The sequence below is a fragment of the Micromonospora sp. NPDC005299 genome (assembly GCF_042872345.1).
Classification (GTDB): domain Bacteria; phylum Actinomycetota; class Actinomycetes; order Mycobacteriales; family Micromonosporaceae; genus Micromonospora.
On record NZ_JBIAKG010000002.1, the window covers coordinates 561,121 to 584,776 of the forward strand.

The following is a 23,656-nucleotide window of genomic DNA, read 5'->3' on the forward strand; positions in this document are numbered from 1 at the left end:
TCGGACGAGCCAGCGGGCGGCCCGCTCGCTCGCAGGTCAGCCCGCCAGCTCGGCCAGCGCGGTCCGGAGCGCGGCCGTCAGCTCCCCGCCGGAGACCCCGGAGGCGTGCGCCGGCAGGGCGCCGAGGACCCGCGCGGCCACCGCGTCGGCGAGCGCGTCGACCTCGGCCGGCGTCCGGGGCGGACCGGCCGGGGCCGGCGGGCCGCCATCCGCCCGACCGGACGGCTCCGGCGGGTCGGCGGCCGGGCGCGGCTCGGGCAGCCGGGCCAGCGCCGCCCGGACCGGGGCCGGGTCTGCGGCCTGCCGGGCGACGGTCTCGCCGATGACCCGGACGGTCTGCACGATCTCGTTGAGCACGCCGAGCGTGGACATGCCCTTCGGGATGCCGCCGCCGACGTACTGCCAGGGCAGCGCGCGCAGCTGGAGCGCCACCGCCGGGTCCTTGATCAGCGCCAGGAACCGGGTGGCGTCGGACCCGGCCTCCTCGACCAGGCCCCACGGGCGCTGGTCCCGCTCCGCCGCCTCGGTCGACCGGATGCCCACGTGCAGCCGGTCACGGCCCGGGTCGGCGCCGGCGTACGGCCGCCGGGTCCAGCCGTCGTCGGCGCGGGCCGCGGCGCCGGCGTGGATCCAGTGCGCCGCCGACGGGTGGCGCTGGAACGCGGCCAGCAGCGCCGCGGTGTCCACGCCGGTGACGTCCACGTCGAGCGCGTCGACGGCGCCCCGGGCGTTGGGCCGGTGGTCGGCGTGGTGGGTCGCGTCGGCCACGGTCCGCCCGGCGCCCGGCCAGCGCCGGGTCAGCTCGCCGCGCAGCGTCTCCAGGGCCGGGGCGAGCCGGCGGGGCGCGGCCGCCTCGGCGGCGATCAGCTCGCGCAGCGCCTGCTGCTCCGTCTTCCGCTCGGTGAGGTCGCCCTCGTCCCGGTGGTAGTGCGACCAGACCTCGCAGCCGTTCGCCTTCGCCCAGGCGTGCATTCGCCGGTACCAGGCGGCGCAGCGGCTGCCGTCCGGGTCCAGGTCGGCGGGGAAACCGCCCGCCGTGGTGATCCGCGGATGGTTGATCTCGGCGATGCCCCACGGCTTCCCGGTGGCCCGGGCCAGCTCCACCATGATCGCCAGGGCGGAGGCGGGTTCCTCGTAGCCGGCCGGGCGGAACGGGTTGCGGGCCGTCGGGTCGTACGGGTACCAGTCGGCGAGGACCAGGTCCACGGCGTCGGCCTCGTGCTCCGGCCACCAGGTGCGCCAGTCGTTGACCCGGCGTCCGGCGGCGTCGACCCGGCGTACCCATTGCAGGGTCCAGCAGACCGCGAGCCGCAACCGGCCGTCGTGCCGGGCGGGATGGTCACCCACCTGGGTGCGGGTCCGGGTCCACGAGGTGCGGAACGCGGCCGGGGCCGGGTCGCCGCCGGTCTGCTGCTCCGGCTCGTGGTGAGGCACCAGGATCAACCGGCCGGTCCGGCCGGTGGCCTGCCAGGCGGCGACGAACGCGGCGGCGTCCACCTCCGGGTCCTTGTGCGAGACGATCACGTCGGCGTCGGCGGGCGCCTGGGACAGCCGCTGCCGCGGGTCGGTCCAGGCCGCCGCGGGCAGCCCGTCGCCCGGCCCGAAGAAGATCCGCACGCAGCTCGTCCCCGGGTAGGTGCCGAGCATGCCGGTCACGGTGCGGGTGCCCGGGCACCAGCCGGTCGGCATCATGCCGGCACCTCCACCGCGAGCGGCTCCAGGTCGGCCCGGATCGCGGTGACCTGCCAGTGGAAGGCGTGCGAGGCGGGGGAGCCGTCGACCGTGCGGACGCGGAACGCCCCGTCCCGGACCCGGCCGGCGGCCAGCGCGGAAACCGGCTCGTCGTCCTCGAAGACCGGGGTGAGCTGCACGGTCCGCCCCTCCGTCCGGGTCAACGCCTCGAAGTACGCGGGCAGCTCCACCGTGGCCGTGCCGTCGTCCAGCCGGCCCTCGCCGCGGTAGTAGACGCCGTTCTCCGGCCCCTCCAGCGCAGCGTGGATGAGCTGCCGGCGCTGCGTGGCGTCCGGCGCGTCCAGCGGGTGGTCGATGGCGAACTGCTTCGACTTGCCCTTGATGACCCCGGTGCCGGCGTTGAGGCTGATGGTGTAGCCGGTGGACTCCCGGCCGAGGTAGATGGCGGCGGAGGCGAACAGGTCGAAGGTGCTGACGCCGCCGCCGCTCCAGGAGGCCGGCGGCGGGGTGTCGGGGCCGACCACCGCAGAGCCGCTGATCCTGACGTCGCTGCCGAAGGAGCCGCGCTTCTCGACGAAGAGGCTGCCGCTGTCGTTGCCGGCGACCCCGCCGAAGCCGACGTAGACGCCGGCGGCGTTGAGCAGGTGCAGGCGTTCCGGGCCGCCGATGTGCAGGCGGGTGCCCCCGTTGATCCAGCTCCAGTTCGGCAGGGTGAGATTGCCGTTCACCCACGCGCTGCCCTGGACGGTCAGGTCACCGTTGCCGCTGCCGTCCTTGACCACGCTGACCCCGCCGGTGGCCCGCAGGCCGAGCGCGCCCTCGGCGATCACCGACAGCCCGCCGCGCCCCCGCAGGGTCGCCGCGCGCAGCTCCTTCACGGCCAGGTCGGCGTACGGCTTGCTGCCCTCGGTGTAGGCCAGGTTCGGGCCGTCGGCGCTCCGGTCGACCAGCTCGAAGCCCTTGCCGGCGCGGAACGAGAACTGGGCGTGCTGCACACCCGGCCCCCAGAAACCGAGCGCGCTGACCACCTGCCCGGCGCTCACCACGGCGCCCTCCAGGCTGCCCACGTGCAGCATGCCGCCGCCGATGCGCAGCCGGTCCGCGCCGTACTGGGTGAACGCGATCAGGTCGTCGGGGTCGTTGTTGTTGGCGATCCGCAGAATCGTGTTCTCCCCGCTGTACGGCCAGTAGCGGACGTACGCCTCGTCGCCGGTGCCGCCGCCCGGGTCGGTGGGGAAGGTGATGCCGGCCTGCGACCCGGCGCCCACGGCCGGCACGATCGCGCCGACCGGCACCCGCAGCCCCGCGACCTGCCGGCCGGTGCCCTGCACGGTGACCGTGCCGCCGGTGCGGGCCACCTTGCCGAGCAGCACCGCGTGCGCCGCGTCGGTGGGGGCGGTGGCGCTGACCTTGACCAGCCCCTCCTCGGTCCACCGGGTCTCCGCGGCCACGCCGCCCTCGTCGCGCCGGTCGGTCAGGAACTCGTGGTACTCGATCCAGACGAAGAAGGTGCCGTCACCCGGAAGCGTGGCGCGCCGGTTCTCCGGCAGCACGATCACGTTGCCGTCGCCGTCGATCGCCACGCCCTGGCCGACCGTCACGTCGCCGCCGGTGGCGGTGAGGTCGAGGCCGCTGACCACGCCCACCGGCCGCAGCAGCCGGGCGGCCAGGTTCTGCCGGGCCAGCAGGTAGTCCAGCGCCTGGGTGAGGTCGTCGGCGCGCAGGTATTCGTAGTCGTAGTACCGGGGCCGCGCCATCGGCAGCGGCAGGTCCTTCTTCCAGGTGATCGTCATGAGCAGTTCTCCGCTGTCTGTGTCGGTCGCGGGCGGGATGGTCAGCGCGGTTGGACGGTGTCGTAGCGCAGGCCGCTGGAGACCTCGCCCGCGCCGAGGTGGCGGGTACGGCCGAGCCAGAGGTGCACCGAGCCGTCGGCCCACCGGGCCAGCTGCCACCGGCGCAGCACCCGGCTGCCGGCGCGGGGCACCTCCTCCTCGGGGAAGGCCAGCTCGACGAGGCGGCCGTCCCGCTCGCGCCAGTCGAGCAGCCGGCTGTAGCCGGTCACTGCGACCGGCGCGCCGTCCCGGTTCGGCTGTTGCAGGGGCACCCGGCGCAGCCGGACCACGTCGGGGCGGTCCTGCGTCGGGCCGGGCAGCAGCGGCACCCAGTTCTCCGGCACGGTGGTGGCGAAGGCGTACGACAGCGCCGGCACGTCGGCGTCGGGGTCGGCCGGCGGACGCGGCGGCACGGCCGCCCGGCCCACCTGGGCGGCGCGGTCGATCGGCCGGCCGGTGGCGCCGGTGACCGTCCGCTCGATCGCCCAGGCCAGGTTGGCCGTCTCGTCCCGGCCGAGCCGGACCTCCTCCACCGGCGCCGAGTCCAGGGTGGTGGCCGCGGTCGCGGGCAGGACCAGCACGTCGGCCGTTCCGCCGCCGGTGGCCCCGGCGGGCCGGAACAGCGCGACGCCCTCGGGGGCGGCCGGCACCAGCGTCTGGGTGCCGAAGGTGTCGGTGACCAGCAGCGAACGCACCCGGGTGGCCGAACCGACCGGCAGTTCCAGCGGGAGCAGGAAGTGGTCGTTGGCGTAGACCAGGCCGTACTCCAGCACGAACATCCGGGCCAGATCACCCGCCCCGGCGCCGATGCCGGCCAGGTTGACCCGGGCGTCCTCCAGCTCCCAGAACCGGGTGGACGGCATGCCGGCGTACGCGACCGGGGTGGGCAGCAGCACCTTCACCACGTCCTGGACGGCCGGCCGGGCCTCCAGCGTGGTGCCCGGCTCGTGGTCGAAGTGGTACCAGTCCAGCCGGTTCCCGTCGTACTCGTGGGCGGTGAGGACCAGTTCGGCCCGGCCGTCGTGGGCGGCGACGGCCGCCTCGTGCTCCAGCCGCTCCCGCAGCCACGCCGACCCCTCCAGGCCGGGCGTGCTGAACAGCGGGGTGAAGTCGGCCGGCGGCCACGGCGGCGCGGCCGGCCGGGTGCCGCCCGGCGCCAGCACGGCGGGCAGTTGCAGCAGGTAGCCGGGTCGGGGTCCGGCCGGTCGCGCGGGGACGCCCAGCCAGGCGTACCACTCGGCGACGGCCCGGTCCACGGCGGCGGCGAGCGCCGCCGGCACCGCGACCTCGCGGGCGAACCGCCCCTCGGCGCAGGCCCGCAGCGCCAGGTCGCCGTGCGGCACCCGGCCAGCGGCGATGCGCAGGTAGCCGACCGTCTCCGGGTCGGCCGCCGAGGCGCCGTCGGGCGGGGTCGCCGGCACCGGGTACGTGGCGCACACCCGGCCGGCCAGCTCACCCGCCCCGGCGGCGGCCAGCAGCCGCAGCAGGTGCTGGCCGCTCTCCACGGCGTGGCGCAGGTCCCCGGCGGTCGCCGCCGGCTCCCGCTCCACCAGCGCCTCCCACGGCACCCCCGCGGGCAGCCCGACCGCACCGGCGTACGGGCCGGGCCGGTATCGGGTGAACCGGGCGACCTCGGCGTGCACCCGGGCGGTGACCGGGGAGCCGGCGTCCTCGCCGGTGAACTCGCCGAGCTGCCACTGGCGGGCGAGCAGCCAGAGCGGGTCGGCGATCCGGGCGTCCACGGCCGGCGCCAGGTCGGCCCGCCGGGTCCGCGGCTCCAGCCGGGTCCAGGTGGTGACCGACGGCGGATCGGTGACCGTGAGCTGCTCTTCGACGGTCGTCATCGGGCCTCCTGTCCGCCCTGCGGCGTCAGCGTCGCGTCCGGCACGAAGTCGGTGGTGGTCGTGGTCTCGGCCACGTTGGTGGGGAAGTAGAGGGCGGGCAGGAACTGCCCGGCCGCGCCGAGCGAGTCCAGGTCGACGGCCCGGGCCAGGGCCAGGTCCAGCGCCTCGTCCAGCACCTGCGCCAGACCGGCCGGCTGCCAGTTCGTGGCGCCCTGCGGGGCCAGGCCGAGCAGCACCGCCTGCGGGGCGGCCGCGCCGGGCGCGTCGTACTCGAAGGTGAGCCCGGTCTGCACCTGCTCGGCCGGCACCACCTCGGTCCACTCGTCGACCACGACGCCCTGCACGGGGCGGGTCGGGTCGATCCCGCCGGGGGCGACCACCACCAGCGACAGCGGCTCGGTGCCGGCCTTCGGCGCCGCCTCGCCGACCCAGCGGTCGCCCGGGGCGTACGGCAGCTGCGCCACCGTGACCGTGGCGGGCACCCGCACCACGCCCCCGGCGTCGAGCGCGTCGGCGCTGGTGAGCACCTCCTGGAGCCGGCCGACGGCGGGGCGCACCCGGCCGTAGCGGGACAGCCAGCGGCGTACCGGATGGGGTGACCCGCCCTGGAGCGCGTCGCTGGCGGCCAGCGCGGTGGCCAGCTGGGCCGGTTCCGGCGCGATCGCCTTGGGCAGCACCGGCATGTCCGGGCCGAGCAGGGCGCGCACCCGGGCGATCTGTGCCTCCCGGCGGCGGGCCGGCGGGGCGTCCGGCCGGTCGAAGTCGGTGGCCGGGTCGCAGGTGCAGCCGCCGGGCGGGCAGGGGATGCGGTCGTGCAGCTCGGCGAGGACCCGGCAGTGCGCGGCGAGCCGGCGGTCCAGCTCGAACCGGGCGGTGGCCGCGGTGTCCGCGACCGCGCCCGCCACACCCGGCCGGGCGGGCGGGGGCACCGCGCCGACCACGCCGAGGCCCGCGGCTACGGTGAGCAGGTTCCGGGCGGTCGGCTCGTCCCAGCCGGCCGCGTCCGGTGCGGGCAGCGCGGCCAGCCCGGCGGCGGCCTGCCGGGCCGCCTGCCAGGTCTCGTCGGCCTGCGCCCGGGTGGTCGCGTCCATCTGGGGCGGAACCGACGGGTCGACGCCGAGGTCGGCGGCGACCGCCGGCCGGGACCGGCCGAACAGGTCGCGCAGCACGGTGACCGCGTGCAGGAACTCGGCGAGGCTGACCCGCTCCAGCGGCCAGGCGGGGTCCCGGTCGTAGTCCAGTTCGAGGGTCCAGTCGTCGCGGACCTCGGCGGGCCGCAGCGGACCCCAGGCGTCCAGGGCGATTCGCCGGTCCAGCTCGGCGTCGTCGGGCCGGCCGGGGTGCGGCGGCGCGGCGAGCAGGTCCACCGCCGGGATCTGCATCCGGTCCAGGCTGGCGGGCCGCCAGACGGTGGCGGTGACTCCGTCCGGAGCGTGCCACCGGTAGCGCCAGAACACCCGGAACGACGGTGGCAGCAGCATGCTGGCGAGGGCGTCCACGGCGGCCCCGGCGAGCCGCGGGTGGTGGCCGCGGGCCGCAGGCCAGTCCTGGCGGAGCCGGTCGAAGCGCCCGTCCACGTTCACCAGCAGCAGCACCCGGTGGGTCAGCGCCGCGCCGGTCGCCGGGGTCCGGGTGACGTGCAGCTCGGGCGGGTTGGTGGCCGCGCCGGAGGCGGCGTCCACGGCCGCGGCGGCCCGGTTCGTGTCGCCCAGGGCGAGCTGGTGCACGCTCTCGGCGAGCAGCGTGTCGGAGACCGCGTCGACCGCCTCGGCCAGGTCGGCGAGCACGTCCCGGACCGCGGCGCGTTCGCCGGCCGGCCGGGCGGCCAGCCAGCCGTCGAGCCCGCCGGCGGTGTGCAGCCGGTGCAGCTCCAGACCGTCCACTATGGCCGTCGACTCGACCGTGACCGCGACCCGGGTGCGGCCGTCCTCGGCGGGGTCGAGCCGGTGGGCGCGGACCGGTGCGAGCCGGCGCAGGGCGGGCAGCAGCTGGTCCCACGGGCCGGCCGGGTGGTCGTGCAGGCCGCGCTCGAACCGGTAGCCGAGCAGCGCGCCGAGGCTCTGCCCGGCGCGGACGCCGTCGAGGAGCTGTTCGGCGAGGCGGACCCGGCGCGAGGAGAGCTCCACCGCGAGGGCCCGGTCGCCGCCGTGGCTGCGCGACGCGCTGCGCAGCACCGCGGCGGTCACCGCCTGCGCGGGGGAGGGCGCGTGCACGTGGCCGGCACCGGTGGGCGCGAGCGGCAGCGTCGGCGGAGCCACCGACGCGGGGATGTCCGCGGGCCGGTCCACCATGGTCGGCTTGCCGGCCGGCGCGAGGTCGACCACCCAGCCGTAGCCGCCGACGTGCACACCGGGCGCCGGGCCGGCGGTCACCTGGGCGAGCCGGCGGGTTGCCAGCGAGGTGATCCAGGCGTCCAGCCGGTGACTGGCCAGCCCGAGCGTGCCCGCCACGTGCCGGCCCAGGTCGGCGACGGGCAGGCCGTCGTCGAGGGCGTCGCGCAGCCCGGTCAGCGCGGTGCGGAAGTCCCGCAGGTCGGCGGTGGCCCGCACCTGCCGGGGGTCGGTGGAGCCGCCGGCCAGGTAGGGGCCGACGGTCTGGTCCGTGCCGGGCACCGGCAGGGCGAGCCGCCGGCGCAGCACCGAGGTGCGCTCGTGCGGCCGGATGTCGACCAGCTCCGGCTCGGGCAGCTCCGCCGCACCGGGCAGGTTCGCCTCGGCGGCGAACGCGTCCGCGGCGGCCGAGTGCTCGGCGATCAGGGCCGCCCGCAACAGCCGGTGGAACAGCGGCACCGGCCCGCCGCCGGGGGCGGCCGGCACCTCGTCGCCGCGCAGCCCGACCGCGGCCAGCGCGTCCAGGTACGCCCGCACCCGCCCCGCCCGGGGCGCGCCGGGCCCGTCCAGCAACGGGGTGCCCAGCGCGTACGCCTGCTTGGCGAAGACCGCCAGGGACAGCCGAGGGTCGGTGGGAGCGCCCAGCCCGAGCGCCGCGAGCAGGTCCCGGGCGGGCTCGACCACCTGCTCCCGCCAGTCCGGGCCGAGGCCCAGCCGGGCGAAGCGCCACAGCCAGCTCACGTACTCGTTGCCGAGCATGCTGCGGGCCCGCACCTCCAGCACCCGGGCGTCGGTGCCGAGGATCTCCAGCAGGGTGGCCTCCGGGTCGGCCAGGCCGGGCACGATCCGCGGCACGGGGGAGGCGAGCCAGACCTTGCGCCACAGGTTGGTCAGCAGCGCCACCGCCTTCGCCTCGCCCGGCCCGGCCGGCTGCCAGTCCCGCAGACTGGCCACCGGCAGCAGCCCGTACGGCTGCCGGCCGATCCGCAGCGTCGGCAGCGGACCCTCGGCGTGCACGTGCGCGACGAAGTGCGCGCGGACCGCGGCCCGCTCGGCCGGGGTGGCCACCGGCAGCAGGTGGCGCAGCAGGCCGCCGAAGCTGGCCGGCCAGAGCAGCCGGCGGACCAGCCGCCCGGCGGGCCGGTCGACGGCGGTGGCGCCGCCGCCGCGGGCCAGCCCGGTCGGCGCGCCGGCGCGGGCCGGGGCGCGGCGGGCGGCCGTGAGGGCGTCGTCCGGCGCGGCGGTCAACGGGACGCCCAGCGCGGCGGCGGCCAGCGCGGCGGCCGCCTCGGGCGCGGCGGCCCCGGCGGCGCTGTCCGCGGTGGACACCGCCGCGACGGTCGGCGCGGCGGCCGGTGCGTCCGTGCCGGTGTTGTTGGTCGGGGTGTCGGGGGCGAGGAAGGCCAGCCCATCGGTGGCGGCGTGCGCCTCGAGCAGCCGGGCCAGCGCCCGGGCCGACCCGGCCGGGCCGGTGACGGCGTCGAGGCCGAACACCACCAGCCGCTCGATCCGCTCCGGCTCGCCCTTGGCGTCGAGCGGCACGGTCACGGTGAATGCCATGCCGGCGGCCTTGGCGGCGGCGAAGTCGACCGTCCAGCGCATCCCGGCGTCGATCGGCAGCGCCTCGTCGGCCGGGTCGATGGTGCCGGCCGCGGTGTCGGGCACCGGGCTGGGACCGACCGCCAGGTCCCGGGTCACCGGGTCGGAGGTGCCGCTGATCAGCCTGCCGCCGGCGGTGCGGCCGACCGCGTACCACTGGGTGGGCAACAGCCGGGCCCGGGCCGGCTCGCACCAGGGCCCGGTGCGGGGCAGCGGGTCGGGGAAGACCCCGCCGACCGGTTCGAGGACCCGGGCGATCCAGCCGGCCCGGGGCGCGCCGAAGCGGCGGACCAGGTCGGTCCAGGCCGCCTCGTCCGGGTTGCCCGTCGGCCCGCCCGGCCGCCCGTCCCCCCAGTACGCCCGCCCGGCCGCGATCTCCTCCACGGTCAGCCCGGGCTCGTGGTCGTCCACGTGGATCTGGTCGGGGTAGACGCGGATCTTCAGGGTGGCGCCGGCGAACCGGGTCTCCAGGCGGACCGGGAGCAGCACGGCCGGGGCGGCGGCGGTCAGGGTCCACGGTGTTCCGGTCAGCGCGCCGGACAGCGGCGGCCGGTCGGCGGCGTACGTCGAGGTGCTCATGACTGGCTCTCCGGCGTCGGTAGCAGGTCACTGGCGTGGCGGGCCAGGAGGACGGGGCGTTGCAGCACCGCGCGGGCGGTGTCGGCGGCGTTGCGGCCCTGCCGGGCGGCGAACACCACCGCGTCCGGCGGCGGCGGGTCGCCGGTGAGGTCCACCCCGAAGCGGGGCGCGGCGGGCTGCTCGCGGAGCACGAAGAAGTGCCCGGCCGCCCCGTCGTCCGGGCGGGCCGCCCCGCGGGCCACCTCGGCCGTGTACGGGAAGCCGAACAGCAGCAGGTCGGGGGAGAGCCAGGCGTTGAAGATCGGCAGCACGTCCGGCCCGGTCGGGGTGCGCTCCTCGGCGCCGGTCCAGGTGGCCGCCCGCATGGTGACCACCGTGGACGGGTAGCGGCGCAGCAGCTCGCCGCGGATGACCAGCACCAGCGACTGCTCGCCGGGCGCGCCCACCGCGGTCAGGTGGCTGCCGAGCGGCCCGTTGCGCCAGGCCGGGTCGGTCAGCGGCGGGATGTCGGTCAGCGGCGCGCCGGCCGACACGGCGCCGCGGACGTCCCAGAACTGCCGGAACCAGGTCTGCCTCGGGTCGGCGGGGAACTCCCGCCACAGCATCTCCCGGCTCATCTCGTGGTTGAGCCCGACCAGGAAGGCCTCGATGAAGCGCGGGTTGGCGGCCAGCGCGGTCATCGTCTCCGGCGCCACGGCCGGCAGGTTCGGCACCACGTGCTCCTGCGACAGCCCGCGCAGCAGCTCGTAGGCGGGCACGTCGAAGGTGACCCCGGCGAGCAGCCGGCGCAGCGGGTCGCCGCTGTCCGGCAGGGCGTCGACCAGGTCGCCGTCGCCGAGGGTGAGCCCGGCCAGCACCTCGCCGGCCACGGCGGTCTCCGGGCGGACCGTCTCGCGGACCGCGGCGGCGGCGTCGTCCAGCGCGACCGGGGCCGGGTGGTGGTCGCGGGCCAGCGCCTGCGCCGGGGCGAGCCGGCCCTGGTGGGCGGCGGCCGCGGCCATGAAGTCGTCGCCCATCCTCGCCCGGTCGGCGACCAGGTCGGCGCGCAGGTCGGCGACCGTGACCGCGCAGCCGCGGGCGCCCGCGTCGGCGGCGCCGGTCGCGGTGAGGGCGGCGGTCCAGCTCACCGGGACGCCGTCGGGGTCGAGGTCGAAGGCGGCCCGCCAGGTGACGGTGGCGCCGTTGCGCCGGGCCACCACCAGGTCGGGGCGGCGGGTGCCGGTGATGTCGGCGACCGCCACGCCGGCCCCCTCCGCGGTCGCGAACGCCGCCTCGTCCGGCACCGGCCGGGCCACGGTCCACCCGCCGACGACCCGGCCGCGCCGGTTGACGCCCTTCCCGGTGAGGTAGCGGGCCACCGGCGTGCCGCCCACCGCACCGGCGGCGAAGACCAGCAGGTCCGGCGTCTGGTCACCGGTCATGTCGACCACGTCGACGCCGACCGCGTTGACGGAACCGAGCTGCATCGGGGTGGGCAGCGAGTCGGTCCAGCCGTCGGCGACCGCGCCGGTCTCGTCCAGCCGCCAGCCGATCCGGTAGAACACCTGGTTGTCGGTGCGGCCGGCACGGTTCACCGCGTAGGCCACGATCAGCTCGGGCCGGCCGTCGCCGTCCAGGTCGGCCAGGGCCACGTCGAGCCCGGCGGCCTCCGCGCTGACCGGGTCGGGCAGCTCGAACGGCCCGGTCCAGCCGCCCGCCGCCGACCCGTTCGCGTCCGCCTCCCGCCCCACCCAGTACGCGATGCGGCAGGTGCCGGCCGCCGTGCCGGGCAGCAGGGCGGCGGTGACCAGGGTGGGCCGGGCGGTGGGCAGCACGGCGCCGAGGGTGGTGGCGGTGGCCCGGGCGACCGCCGGGACGGCCGGCCCGTCCACCGCGGCGGTGAGCGCCGGCTCCCGTACCGCGCCGTCCTCGGCGAGGCTGTGGGCGACCTGGGTACGCGCCCGGCTGCCGGCGCCCTGGGTGACGGTGTGGGTGAAGACCAGCGAGGACAGCAGCCCCACCTTCGGGGCGAACCGCACGTGCGCCGGCGCGGGCGCGTCGGCCGGTCCGCCGCCCCGCGGGTCGGCGGGCGTGCCGTGGTCGACCCAGGCGGTCGGCCGCGGGTAACCCCAGCGCCACGAGGTGAGCCGGCCGTCCGCGGTGACCGCGAAGAGTTCGCCGTCGCGCGAGTCGCCGACCAGCGGTCCGGGCCGGTGCGCGCCGAGCCCGCCGGCCGGGACCTGGGTGGTCTCGGTGCGCCAGGCCCAGAGGTAGCGCTCCTGGATGTCGTGGTACCAGAGGTAGCGGGTCATCAGGCGGTCGTCGGCCGCGTTGGTCGGGTTCGCGCCGAGGGTGACGATCGCCAGTTCCTCCTCGTTGCCGAACGGCGCCGCCTCCTGGGCCAGCGACACCACCCGGCGGCCCTCGGGCGCCGGGTCGTGCAGGTACGTCGACCCGTCCGCGAACAGCGACACCAGCCGGCCGTCCGGCGTGACGTACTCGATCCCGTACTGCCGGTTGGGGTAGGGGTGCTCGGCGGCCGGGGAGCCCCAGGTGGCCGGGCCGGTGAACCCCCGCCACTGCCCGTTGTGGGCGAACAGCCGGTTGCTGCTGGTGGCGACGAGGACGCCGACGAAGGACGGCCGGGGCGTGCCCCAGAGTCGCTCGTTGCCGCCGACCGGGGTGCCCAGCGAGGTCCAGGAGCGGGCCGTCGGGTCGAACCGCCACAGCGCGGTGTCGCCGCCGAGCACGTAGATCAGCCCGCCGCCGGCCGCCGGGCGACTGTGCACGCCGCCGGCCGGTGCGCCGCAGTCCGTCCACACCCAGCGGTCGCCGTCCCAGCTCCGCTCGAAGAGCCGACTGTCGCGGGTCCGCACGTACACCCGGCCGGGGGCCAGGACGGCGCCGGAGGTGGCCACCGCGGTTCCGGGCGGGGCGCCGTGGTCCCGCCACACCCACCGGTCCGGGCCGAGCCGGCGCCGCTCGAACAGCCGGCCGTCGGCCGCGCCGAGGAAGAACCGGTCCCCGGTGAGCAGGTCGCCGCCGTTGGTCACCACCCGGGTGACCGGGTCGTCGGCGGCCAGCGCGGTGGGCGGGGCGGCGAGGGCGCGTACGCCGGTGGCGGCGGTGTGCCACCACGGGTTCGCGGCGGCCGCCTCGATCACCGCGCGGGTCAGGTCGCCCACCCCGCGCCCGCCGCTGACCAGCGCGTCCAGCACGGCGCCGCCGGCCGGCACCCGGGCGGCCGGCACGGCGCTGGCGCCGCCGGCCAGCCGGGTCAGCGCCGCCGCGCCGTCGGTGTCGACCCGCCGGGCGAGGGGGCCGCGCGGGCGCAGCAGCCGGCGCACCGACGCGGAGGTCGCCGCCGCCGCGCCCGGGTTGCCGGCGAGGCGCCGGTCCAGCGGCTCGGCGGTGTCGGCGGCCAGGCCCGGTTGCGGCACCTCGACCAGGTCGTGCACCGGCCGGGTGAGGGCGACCAGCCGGTCGTCGCCGACCGTCGCGCCGGGCGCGTCCGGGTCGACCCGGCGGGCGTACAGGGCTTCGGCGGTGTCCCGGGCGGCCTGGCCACGGCGCAGCTGCTCGTTGGCCTCGCGGATCTCGGCGGCCCGCTGCCAGGCCGCCGCCGCCAGGTCCTCCTGGTGCCGCTGCACCACCTGGGTGCCGAGCGCGGCGGCGGCGCGGTGCCGCGGGTCCAGGCTCAGCCCGGCCAGCCAGCGGGGTTCCGCGCCGGGTGCGGGGAGCTGGGTCTCCTGGCTGTGCAGGTCGCCGTAGAGCGGCGGGGTGAGCCGGTCGGCGGAGTGCCGCAGCAGTCCGGTCAGGGCGCCCTGCCAGGCGGCGCGGACGTCGTCGGCCCAGGCGGTCGGGGTCATCGCGGGCGAGGCCAGCGCGCCCTCGAAGCCGAGCACCGACCGGCCCTCGACGCCCTCCTCGGCCTGCGCCGGCAGGCCGCCGCCGGGCGCGGCGACGTCCACCGGCTGCCGGCCGACGTCGGCCGGCAGCGGCCGGGCCCGCAGCCGGCGCGCGAGGGACTCGAAGTCGCCGTCCGGCCCGGTGCGGAAGGTCCAGTGGTGGTAGACGGGCAGCAGCACGGCGTCGTCCGGCCCGGGGTGGCCGGACCCGGGTCCCCAGGCCGGGGCGAGGGGTCCCGTGTCGACCACCGGCTCGCCGAGTCCGGCCCGTACGCCCGCCTCGAACGCCGGGACCACCGCGGCCAGGTACTCGGCGCCGGCGGCGAGCCGGCGGGGGCAGACCAGCCGGGACAGGGTCCGCTCCGGCGCGCTGGCGATCACCCCGGCGACGTCCTCGTCCTCGGTGGCGACCAGCACCTGGGCGTGCGCCCAGGACCACGACTCGGCCAGCGCCGGCAGCTGCCGGACGGTGGTGGCCAGCCGGGCCAGCGCCTGACCGGCCTCGGTGCGCAGCTCGCCACCGCCGTCGAGCGGCACGACGACCAGCACCAGCCAGGGGCGCAGCCCGCCGTTGGCGTCCGGCCGGGCCGGGGTGTAGAGCCAGGGCAGGTCGGGGCGGTCGAACTCGACGGCCGCGAACATCGACACCTCGACGTTCTCCGCGCCCGGGGCGGGGAAACTGCGGATGATCTCCTCGGGGTCCACGCCGACCACGTCGCCGGGGCCGTGCAGCAGCGCCGTCGAGGTGCCGGTGATCTCCCGGGTCGCCCCGGTCGCGGTCTCGGTGCCCAGCGCGGTGACGGTGAGGTCGACCGCGGACCGGGCGCGCGGCAGGGCCCCGGCGAGCGGGTCGGTGTCGGCGACGACGCGGGCGACGCCGTCGCGTACCCAGGGCAGGAAACGCAGGCCACCCATGTCAGCGGACCTCCAGTTCGGCGGGGACGATCCGGGGGCGCGGCACGCGGACCCGGGGCCGGCGCAGCGTTCCGGCACGGCGGGGCGGTTCGGTGGCGTCGGCCGCGGTACGCGGCGCGGGCACCGGCCCCCGGGCGGCGGCGCGCCGCGGCGCGGACCCGGTGAATCCGGCGTCGCCGGGGCGGGCGTCGGCGAGGCCGAGGGCCGGGCCGGTGAACCGGGCCGGCCCGGCGCGGCGGCTGCCGGCGAACGCGGCGGGCGCGGTGGCCGCGAACCGGGCCAGCAGGTCGCCGCCGCGGGCCGCGGCCAGGCCGCGCGCCGCGGGCAGCGGCCGGCCGGCGGCGTCCGGGTCGTCGATGACGATCCGGTCGTACGCCGAGTCGTCGCTCAGCGCGGCGAACGCGGTGAGCGCGGTGTCGGGCAGCGCCGTGCCGTCGGGCAGCGCCACCGTGCGGCCGGCCGCCAGGCGGACGAACCCGGGGGTGGTGAGCTGCTCCTCGGGCGACAGGTCGCGGAACTGGCCGGGGGCGAAGTCGTCCTCGACCGGCTCGCCCAGCGCGCCGGCCAGCGTGTCGTCGCCGGCCCCGACGCTCACCCCGGTCAGGGTGAACCGGTTCGGGCCGCTGATCCGCGAGGTGCCCATCCGGGACAGGTCGGTGTCCAGCGGCAGCACGTTCTCCCGCACCGAGAGCAGGGCGCCCGGTTGCAGCAGCACCGGGCCGCTCCAGCCGGCCAGGTCGCGCAGGGTCACCGGCTCCCCGGCGGTGATGGCCGGCCGGACCTCCCAGGCATCCGGGGCGGACAGCGCCGCGCGCAGCGCCTCCCCGGCGTCGACGGAGGTGGGCTCGTCGGCCGCGGCGGTGTCCCCGTCGGTCCAGCTGAACTTCGCCGACACCTCCCAGAACAGGAACCTGATGCGCGCCTCGCCCCACGCCTTCCACGGGCCGGGACCGCTGATCCCGACCAGCAGGTTGACCGCCAGCAGCTCCTTGTCCTTGAACTTCAGCGACACCGTGGCGCCGATCTCGGCGGTGAACCAGAACGGCTTGAACTGGAACATCACGTCCAGCCAGGCGCGGCCGTCGAGGACGAACCCGCCGCCCTCGAAGTGCAGCTTCAGCTCCGCGCCGAACTGGGCGGTGTTGCTGGTCACCGCGAGGTACGCGGTCAGGTTCAACCCCTTGCCCGACTTCTGCAGGGCGATGGCGAACCGTTTGACCGGTGGGAAGCCCGGCGGTGGGTTGTAGCGCGGGTGGAAGCCGCCGATGGAGACCGCGAAGGTGCTGCCCGCGCCCCACCGGGCGCGCAGCGCCATCTCGCCGGAGACCGGCCGACCGAACAGCTTCGAGTCGATCAGCGCGGCGTCGACGCTGATCTCCCGCTTGGCGAAGTCCACGATGCCGGCCGAGTCGAGCCGGAACTTCCCGGCCTCCTTGAAGTCGATCACCAGCTTGCCGAGCAGCAGGATGCGCACCGGGTCGGGGAACTCGACCAACACCGCCAGGTCGGCGACGACCTGGCCGGCGAGGAAGTTGAGCCGGACCATTGCGCCGAGCACAGTGCCGGTGGTGTCGACCGGGAAGATCCGGCTCAGCGTGGCGATGACCGCGGGCGCGTTGCCGACCGGGTCCTGGGGAAAGAGCAGGGCGTCCAGGGTGCCGGCGCGGGCGGCGTTGCGCACCTCCTCCGGGTTGGTCCGCCGGTTCCAGCCGACGACCAGGCCCAGGCCGGTGATGGAGATGCCCCAGAACAGCATCAGCCCGGGGAACCACTCGTACGTGCCGGCCAGCAGCAGCGAGAAGGTGTGCCCGCCGTCGGCCTCGGTGAGCCGGCTGCCGTCCGGGTTGCGCGTGTTCAGGATCGCGGTGGCCTGGAGCCGGAAGCCCTTCATGGGGGCCAGCGGCGTGGTGGAGGTCATGCCGAGCTGGAGTACCCCGGCGTACATGCCGCGGGCCTCGTCGACGAAGAGGTAGCCGCCGCCGGAGACGATGCCGTTGTCCATCCGCAGCCCGACGCCGTCCGGGCCCTTGAACCGGGGGCGCAGGTCGGCGGCGCCCAGGTTGCCGCCGGTGGCCCGGTCCCCGGACTCGGCGGGCAGCGCGGGCGGGAAGGTCAGGTCGGCCGCGACGCCGATGTTCTGCACCACGGCGTGCAGCGGGCCCAGCGTGGCCCGGACCGTGGTGGTCAGGGTCAGGCTCACCGCGCGGGTGGCGGTGGACGCCTCCAGCGCGATCCGCAGCCCCTCGAGGCCCAGCCCGTGCCAGGACAGGTGCACCGGATATTCGGCGGCGAGCGCGGCCGCCCCGGACAGGTGCAGCCCGCCCCGCATCGACCAGGCCAGGCCGAGGTCGAGGCCGACCCGCAACCCGTCGGCGGGGAGCAGCTTGGCCAGCAGGCCGTCGCCGTCGCCGGCCCGGACCACCAGTTCCGCCCGGCCGGCGCGGATGCTCAGCTCGACGTCGTCGCGGCCGGCGCCGAGGGTGGCCCGGCCGCCGATGACGAGCTGCTCGACGGCAAGGTGGGTGCCGCCAGGGGAGCCGAGGATCCAGCCGGGCTGCCCGGCCGGGGCGATCCGGGCGACCTCGGCGGCCCACTTCACCACCGCGGCGTCGCCGCTGAAGGTCACGCCCGTGCTGTTGATGGCCAGGGCCGGTCCGGCGCCGCTCAACTCGGTGGCGACGGTCCACCTGCCGATCGCGCCGTCCAGGCGCGCCTCGCCGGTCGGGGCGAGGATCACCGTGAACCGGCCGTCCCAACTGGCCAGTCCGAGGGTGGCACCGAGGCCGAAGGTGGGGTTCCAGGGCGCCAGCCCGGCCCCGGGCGGCGGCGTGCCGTCGGGGGTGCGCAGGCCGCTGAACCGCAGCCGCAGCAGGCTGTCGGCCAGGCGCCGGCCGACCTCGCCCTGGTCGGGACCGAGGTCGGGCCGGACGCCCTGGTCGGCGTCGAGGCCGAGGGCCCGCAGCGCCCGGGCCAGTCGGGGCAGCAGCCGGGCGGAGAACTCGGCCACCCCCTCGGGGGTGTCCAGCCCCTGCGGGGCGTACCGCTGCCGGAAGTAGTCGCCGGGGTCGCGGACCAGGTCGACCACCCGGTCCAGGTGCAGCTCGTCGCGGCGCTTCGGCAGCCGGACCGGCGAGTCGCCCGGCGGCATCGGCGCGCTGGGCGGGTTGGCGGCGGCCGGGTCGACCAGGCCGAGCAGATCGAGCACCGGCACCACCCAGGGCGCCCGGCGCAGCAGGTAGGTCAGCACCAGCAGGTCGACCAGGTCGTCGGCCAGCTCCTCGGCGAGCCCGGCCACGTCCGGCAGGCCGTTCTTCACCGTCGGCAGGTCGCCGATCTTGCCGACCACCCCGCCGACCGCCTCACCCAGCTTGGTGAGGCCGGCGAGGCTGTCGAGCTTGGCGTCGTCGCGCACCGCCGAGAGCGCCTCCAGGGCGTCCCCGACGGTGTCCGCCCACTCCTCGAAGCGGGCGGCGTCGAAGCCGCTGACCGCCTCCAGGTCCCAGCCGAGCGCGCGCATCAGCCGGGCCCGCCGCCACGGGTCGTACGCGGCCAGCACCGGCTCGGCGAACAGCCGGATCTCGTCCCAGAGCAGGGCGAGCACGTTCTTCGGCTCGGTCATCGCAGCTCCCGTCCTTGCGTGCCGCCGGTCATGCCGTCACCCGCGGCAGGTCGCTCAGGTCCAGCCGCAGCGAGCCGCGGGCGGCCGAGAGGGTCCGCTCACCCGCGGGCAGCGCCGGGACGGGCAGCGTGTAGCGGTGCCCGGTCGGCCAGGCGGGCCAGTCGACCAGCCGGGCCAGCGCGGTGGCCACCGGCGCGTCGGGGCTCACCACCTGCCGGATCGCGCCGATGAGGGCGTTCTCGTGGGCGTCGGTCCACCCGGTGGGCGGGCCGTCAAAGTTCTGCAGCGCCTTGGCCCGGGTCAGCACGGTGTGCAGCTCGCTGGCCGCCCGGGGCCGGGAGCGGAACTCCGGCTTCTCACCCACCGAGGCCGGCGGTCCGACCGCGACGAGCTGGTGCGCCCGGTACTGCTGCCAGCAGGCGAGCAGGGCGACCGACCGTTCGGAGGTGAACAGGTCCCCGATCCGGGCCCGGCGGGGCTGCCCGTCCGCCCCGGTCACCCCGGGCACCGTCGGGGTGGCCGCCGGGTCCGGCGAGTCCCAGTCGGTGACGAGCAGGTCGTGCAGCCGCTGCCGGGCGACCGCCCACAGGCCCCGGCGCACCCCGTCGTGGCCGCGCAGGGCCAGCGCGTAGCGGTGCAGCCAGTGCCAGGAGCGCAGCCCGAGCAGCTCCAGCGTGGTGCCCACGGACTCGCGGGCGGCGCCGGTCGAGTCGGTCTCCGCCGGGCGGGCCCGCAGCACCCGCAGCTCCGGGTGGAGCAGCCCGCCGCCGTCCTTGCCCCAGCCGGGCACCGCGTTGATCCCGCCGAGCCCGGCGAGGGCGTCGTACGCGTCCCGGTCGGTGGCCCGCAGGAAGGCCAGGTACGCCCACATCTCGCCCGGCTCGGCGTCGATGTCCAGCGCCGGGGGCAGCGTGGTGGGCGCGGTCCGCGGCCCGTCCGCCCGCCAGCCGAACGGGCCGAACCGGAGCACCGCCGGGTCGTCGGCCGCGACGGCGTCGAACCAGCCGCCGGCCGCGTCGGGCACCCGGTTCTCGGCGACCGCGCGGAGCACCTTGAACGTGGAGAGCTGGCGCGCGGCAGCGGCGCCGGCCTCGCCGCCGGCCGCGATGGCCGCGGCCAGCACGGTCAGCGTCGGGCCGCCGCCGTGGTCCTGCGGCCGGGGCAGCAGCGCCTCCGGCAGCACCTCCGACTCGGGGTCGAGCACCGGCCCGCTCCACTCGGCGTCGGTGGCGTGCCCCCGGTACGCGCCGAGCCGGATCAGCTCCGGGTGCCCGGGCGGGGGGTTGCCCGCGCCGGCCGGCCGGCCGGTCACCACCCGCGAGTAGAGCCGCTGGTCGGTGGCGGTGACCTCGTCGAAGAGCCAGACGTTCGGCTGCGCCAGCCGCTGCGGGGTGTCCCCGGCGACCTGCCAGGACTCCACCACCACGGGACAGCGCCAGCGCTTGTCCAGCCAGTGCCTGATCGCTACCTGGGTGGCCAGGTCGGCCACCCCGCTGACCGGCCCGAGGTAGCGCTCGGACTCCGGCACGTCGACCGCTTGCAGCCGGTCCGACCACCGGGGCGCCGTGGCACCGGCCGGCTCGACCGCCGCGCGCTCCCGCCGGGCGTACGCCTGGAACTCCCGCACCGCCCAGTAGGTGATCAGGCCGTACGTGCCGTCGGTCGCCCCGGGGCCGCGGAAGCCCAGCGTGGCCAGGTCCTGCTGGAGACGGCTCACCCAGCGCTCGGTGACCAGCTTCGCCGGCCGCTCCACCCCGTCGTAGCGGGCGAGCGCGCTGCCGGTGGCGTCCTGGTCGTCGGCGCGCAGCACGAACCCGCCGTACGGGGCCGGGGTGGTCAGCGAGCAGCCGAACGACAGGTCCACGGTGTACGTGGTGAGCGCGGCGGCCCGGTTCTCCCCGGGCAGGTGCCACCAGAGCCGCTGGGTGGCGGTCTTGCACTCGCCGGCCGGCCAGTTGAAGGTGATCTCACCGAGGTTGTTCCGGCCGACGATCTCCTTGCCGTTGCCCCAGGAGCCCTTGTAGTGGTCCAGGTTGCGGGCCGCCGCCAGGTACTGGGCGAGCGCCTGGTCGCGGGGCAGCCCCGCCGGGTCCATCACGGCCTCCGGGGTGCCGTCCCGGCGGACCTCCGGGTCGGCCTCGTCGTGCCGGAGGAACTGGACGTACACGTTCCACTCGGGCTGCCGGCCGAGGACCTTCAGCGCGTCGTAGTCACTGACCGACGGGCGGCCGGAGACCCACCAGCCGGTGGTGGCGTCGGCGCCGAGGGTCACCCGCACGCCGGCCTGCATCCGCTGGCCCTCCTTGTCGGGCAGCTCATTGGCCCAGCCCACCAGGTCGATCCGGCCGGTCACGTCGAGCAGCGGCACGTAGCCGACGTCGTGCAGCGCCCGCGTCGCCGTGTCCTCGTTGCGGAACGCGCTGGACACGAAGCCGGCGAGCACGCCCTCGGTGCGGTTGACCCCCTCGTACGGCTTGGCCCGGTCGGGGCCGCAGGCGTAGGGGAGCGTCGCCGAGTAGCGGATCCGCTCGGCCGAGCCGAAGTGGATGTCCCCGCCGAGCAGCACCAGCCGCCGGCGGCGTACCCCGTCCGGGCCGGGCGGCGCGGCGGCGAAGAGCCGGGCCATGATCTTGTGGACGGCGGCGTCGCTGGCCACCCAGGCGTCCTCGGCGTCGGCGGTCCACCGTCCCGCGGCCGCCTTGGCCAGCGGCTGGGCGAACTGTTCCAGGATCGGCACGCCGAACAGCGCCACCGGCTGGGCGATCACGGTGACGGCGTCGTCGCCGAGAACCCCGCCGCCGGTGAGCATCTCGTCGAGCGGGTTGTCGTCCAGCAGCAGCCCGCCGGGGTGGCCGGGGCCGCCCGGATACTGCCGCCAGGTCCGGGTGTCCAGCGCGATCAGCTGGTACCGCGGCCAGGTCACCGCGTAGTGGTAGGTCAGCGCGCCGGCCGGGCGGGCCAGCTTCCCCTCCGGGGTGACCCCGGTGGGCAACCCCAACCGGGTGCGCAGGGCCAGGTCGTCGGCGTCGTTCGGCGCGGCCGACCAGCCGCGCAGGGCGGTGAGCGCGGCCCGGCCGGCCTCCCCGGCGGGGCCGCTCTCGGCGAACCGCTCCGGGGTGTTGCCCCAGGCCTGGAAGACCACGAAGGCGGCCATCGCGTTGCGCACGATCCGCCGGCCCAGCGCCGAGTTGACCACCGCGTCGGTCACCCAGGACCGGGTCATGTTCCAGTCGTCGGTGACCTCGTGGTCGTCGGCGACCATGTAGGTCGTCACGTTGGCGAGCTGCCGGCGCACCGCGGCCAGGCCGGCCCGGAAACCGGTGAGCGCGAGGGCCTGCCGCTGCCACCGCTCCCAGCGCTCGATGATCTCCTTCTGCTGGGCGCTGGGCGAGTAGGGCCGGCCGGCGCGCATCAGGTCGTAGACCGTCTCGCCGGGCCGGCGGTCCTGCGGGTCCTTGAGGATCCGGGTGTCCGCGGGCAGCACGTGCTCGAAGGTCGGCCAGCTCGTCGGCCAGAGCACATCCGACCAGGCCAGCAGGTACATGCACAGGTACTCGCGCAGCGACATGAGGTGGCTGTCGGCGTACCCGGAGGTGAACTTGGCGTCCCGGCCAATGGCGACGGCCCGCTTGCCCGGCAGGTAGGTCAGGTCGGTCGGCGGCGAGCTGGTGCCGACCGGCATCGCTTCCGGCGCCAGCCCGAGCCGGGCCGCCACCCCCTGGTAGGCGGGCACCGCCGGGTCGCTGCCGACGGGCGGTAGCGCGTCGTGGCCGTGGATGATGCCGAGCAGCGGATCCGCCACGTCGTCGGCGTAGATCTGGTCGCCGCCGAGAACGAGTTGGTGGGGGCGGCGCGCCGGGTCCCCGCCGGCGGCCGCGATGATCGGGTCGAGGACGGGGAAGGCGTCCTGTCCCTCACCGTGCGGCTTGCGGCACGAGCCGTGGAAGATCCGCAGCTGGTTCGGGTCGGTCGGCGGGGTGACGAAGGTGGGCACCGCCGGCACCGCGGCCGGCGCCTGCGGGTGACCCTGGTAGGTCAGCGCGGTCCGGGCGGCCGCGGCGGTGGCGGCGACCACGTCGGGGTCGAACAGGCTGCCCGCGCTCATCCCGCCGGCGAACGCCAGGTCGTAGCCGTAGAGGGTGCCCGGGGCGAGGGTCACCCCGGTGACGGTCACCGCGGCCACGTGCAGCCGGTCGGCGAGCTTGACGGTGGCCCGGCTCCCGGTGCCGACGGTGGCGCCGCGGGCGTAGCCGGGGGCGGCGCCGACCGCGAAGACGGTCAGCGTCACCGTGCACTCGGCGCGCAGGGCGACGAATACGGTGACGTTGGTCGGGTCGACGCGGCGCACGATCGGGCCGCAGAGTACGAGGGGCAGGCCGGTCGGAGCGGTCATGCGGTGTTCCCTTCACCCGCGGCCGGTGTTCGTTCCGGCCTTGATTGAAGTCACTGCGTAACCGCTCGACCACCCTCGCAACAGCGCGAAGGTTCGACCGTGCCGGATGACAACCATCGGGCCGACGACGGGCGGGACCGCCTGACCGTCCAGGCTGAACGTCCACTCAGGTCTTTTCACTGACGGAGACCCGACGCCCGCTTGTTCCGGGCGGCCAGGGCGCGCTAGGACCGGGGGCGCGGGACAGCACCGAGCGAACTCGACTAATCGCCGGCCTTTCGGGCAAGGTGTCCCGGTGGGCGACGTACGGGATGGGACGGTGTCCGCGCCGGTGCGGGTGGCGGTGGTCGCGGAGCCGAGCCTGCTGCGGACGGTCGTGGTCGCGGTCCTCGCCGCCACGCCGGACTTCGACGTGGTCGGCGAGACCGAGCCGGATCGGAGCGTCCCGGCGTTGCTCGCCGCCTGCCGTCCCGACCTGCTGCTGGTGGACCTCGACGCGGTGGGCGACCCGGGCGCGGTCACCGGACCGCCGGGTGCCGACGCGTGTGCGGTCGTCGTGCTGACCGCCCGGCGAACCGCCCGGGTGCTGCGCCGGGCTCTCGGCGCCCGGGTCCGCGGGGTGGTCGCCACGGACGTGCCGCCGGAGGAACTGGTCGAGCTGTTGCGGGCGGTCGCCCGCGGGCAGCGGATGATCGACCCGCTGACGGCGCTCGCCGCCCTCGACGCCGCGGTGAACCCGCTCAGCGAACGGGAGCGCGAGGTGGCCGCGGCGGCGGCGAAGGGGTTGCGGACCGCGGAGATCGCGAAGCTGCTGCATCTCGCGCCGGGCACGGTCCGCAACCACGTGTCGAGCCTGTTGCGCAAGACCGGGACCCGCAGCCGCTGGGAGGCGGTTCAGCGGGCCCGGGACGCGTGCTGGATCTGACGACACGCGGATCACGGGGTGTTGCGCAGCGGTCACCTTCG

The 23,656-nt window shown here is 76.9% G+C and carries 8 protein-coding genes; 1 reads left to right on the forward strand and 7 read right to left on the reverse strand.

What is annotated here, in order from left to right; genetic code table 11:
- Positions 1 to 36: 36 nt before the first annotated feature.
- From ACFYPD_RS07945 to ACFYPD_RS07975, 7 genes are read right to left on the reverse strand one after another with little or no spacing between them, the layout of a single operon-like run.
- Entirely contained in the window at positions 37 to 1,692 is a 1,656-nt protein-coding gene (locus ACFYPD_RS07945) for a hypothetical protein (protein ID WP_387110193.1), read from the reverse strand.
- A complete protein-coding gene (locus ACFYPD_RS07950) occupies positions 1,689 to 3,485 on the reverse strand; it encodes a hypothetical protein (RefSeq protein ID WP_387110195.1) in 1,797 nt (598 codons plus the stop codon). The genes ACFYPD_RS07945 and ACFYPD_RS07950 overlap by 4 nt, the downstream gene beginning before the upstream one ends.
- Before the next feature lie 41 nt (positions 3,486 to 3,526).
- Complete coding sequence (locus ACFYPD_RS07955) at positions 3,527 to 5,368, reverse strand: hypothetical protein (protein WP_387110197.1); 1,842 nt, start codon at positions 5,366 to 5,368, stop codon at positions 3,527 to 3,529.
- Positions 5,365 to 9,876, reverse strand: a complete 4,512-nt coding sequence (locus ACFYPD_RS07960) for a hypothetical protein (protein WP_387110199.1) — start codon at positions 9,874 to 9,876, stop codon at positions 5,365 to 5,367. Before ACFYPD_RS07960 ends, ACFYPD_RS07955 begins: the two co-directional genes overlap by 4 nt.
- A complete protein-coding gene (locus ACFYPD_RS07965; RefSeq protein WP_387110201.1) occupies positions 9,873 to 14,678 on the reverse strand; it encodes a hypothetical protein in 4,806 nt (1,601 codons plus the stop codon). The genes ACFYPD_RS07960 and ACFYPD_RS07965 overlap by 4 nt, the downstream gene beginning before the upstream one ends.
- A gap of 1 nt (position 14,679) precedes the next feature.
- The gene (locus tag ACFYPD_RS07970; RefSeq protein WP_387110202.1) at positions 14,680 to 18,297 is read right to left on the reverse strand and encodes a DUF6603 domain-containing protein; all 3,618 of its coding nucleotides are present in this window, start codon (positions 18,295 to 18,297) and stop codon (positions 14,680 to 14,682) included.
- Between the two features lie 28 nt (positions 18,298 to 18,325).
- Positions 18,326 to 22,690: a peptidoglycan-binding protein gene (locus ACFYPD_RS07975; protein ID WP_387110203.1), complete on the reverse strand. Its 4,365-nt coding sequence runs from the start codon at positions 22,688 to 22,690 to the stop codon at positions 18,326 to 18,328.
- Positions 22,691 to 22,985: 295 nt separating this feature from the next.
- On the opposite strand from ACFYPD_RS07975, the gene ACFYPD_RS07980 reads away from it, so the two are divergent.
- Complete coding sequence (locus ACFYPD_RS07980; protein ID WP_387110205.1) at positions 22,986 to 23,615, forward strand: LuxR C-terminal-related transcriptional regulator; 630 nt, start codon at positions 22,986 to 22,988, stop codon at positions 23,613 to 23,615.
- The last annotated feature ends 41 nt before the right edge of the window (positions 23,616 to 23,656 follow it).

Coding starts and splice junctions, on each gene's coding strand:
- ACFYPD_RS07945 (WP_387110193.1), bottom strand. CDS start 1,692: ATGATGCCGACCGGCTGGTGCCCGGGCACCCGCACCGTGACCGGCATG.
- ACFYPD_RS07950 (WP_387110195.1), bottom strand. CDS start 3,485: ATGACGATCACCTGGAAGAAGGACCTGCCGCTGCCGATGGCGCGGCCC.
- ACFYPD_RS07955 (WP_387110197.1), bottom strand. CDS start 5,368: ATGACGACCGTCGAAGAGCAGCTCACGGTCACCGATCCGCCGTCGGTC.
- ACFYPD_RS07960 (WP_387110199.1), bottom strand. CDS start 9,876: ATGAGCACCTCGACGTACGCCGCCGACCGGCCGCCGCTGTCCGGCGCG.
- ACFYPD_RS07965 (WP_387110201.1), bottom strand. CDS start 14,678: ATGGGTGGCCTGCGTTTCCTGCCCTGGGTACGCGACGGCGTCGCCCGC.
- ACFYPD_RS07970 (WP_387110202.1), bottom strand. CDS start 18,297: ATGACCGAGCCGAAGAACGTGCTCGCCCTGCTCTGGGACGAGATCCGG.
- ACFYPD_RS07975 (WP_387110203.1), bottom strand. CDS start 22,690: ATGACCGCTCCGACCGGCCTGCCCCTCGTACTCTGCGGCCCGATCGTG.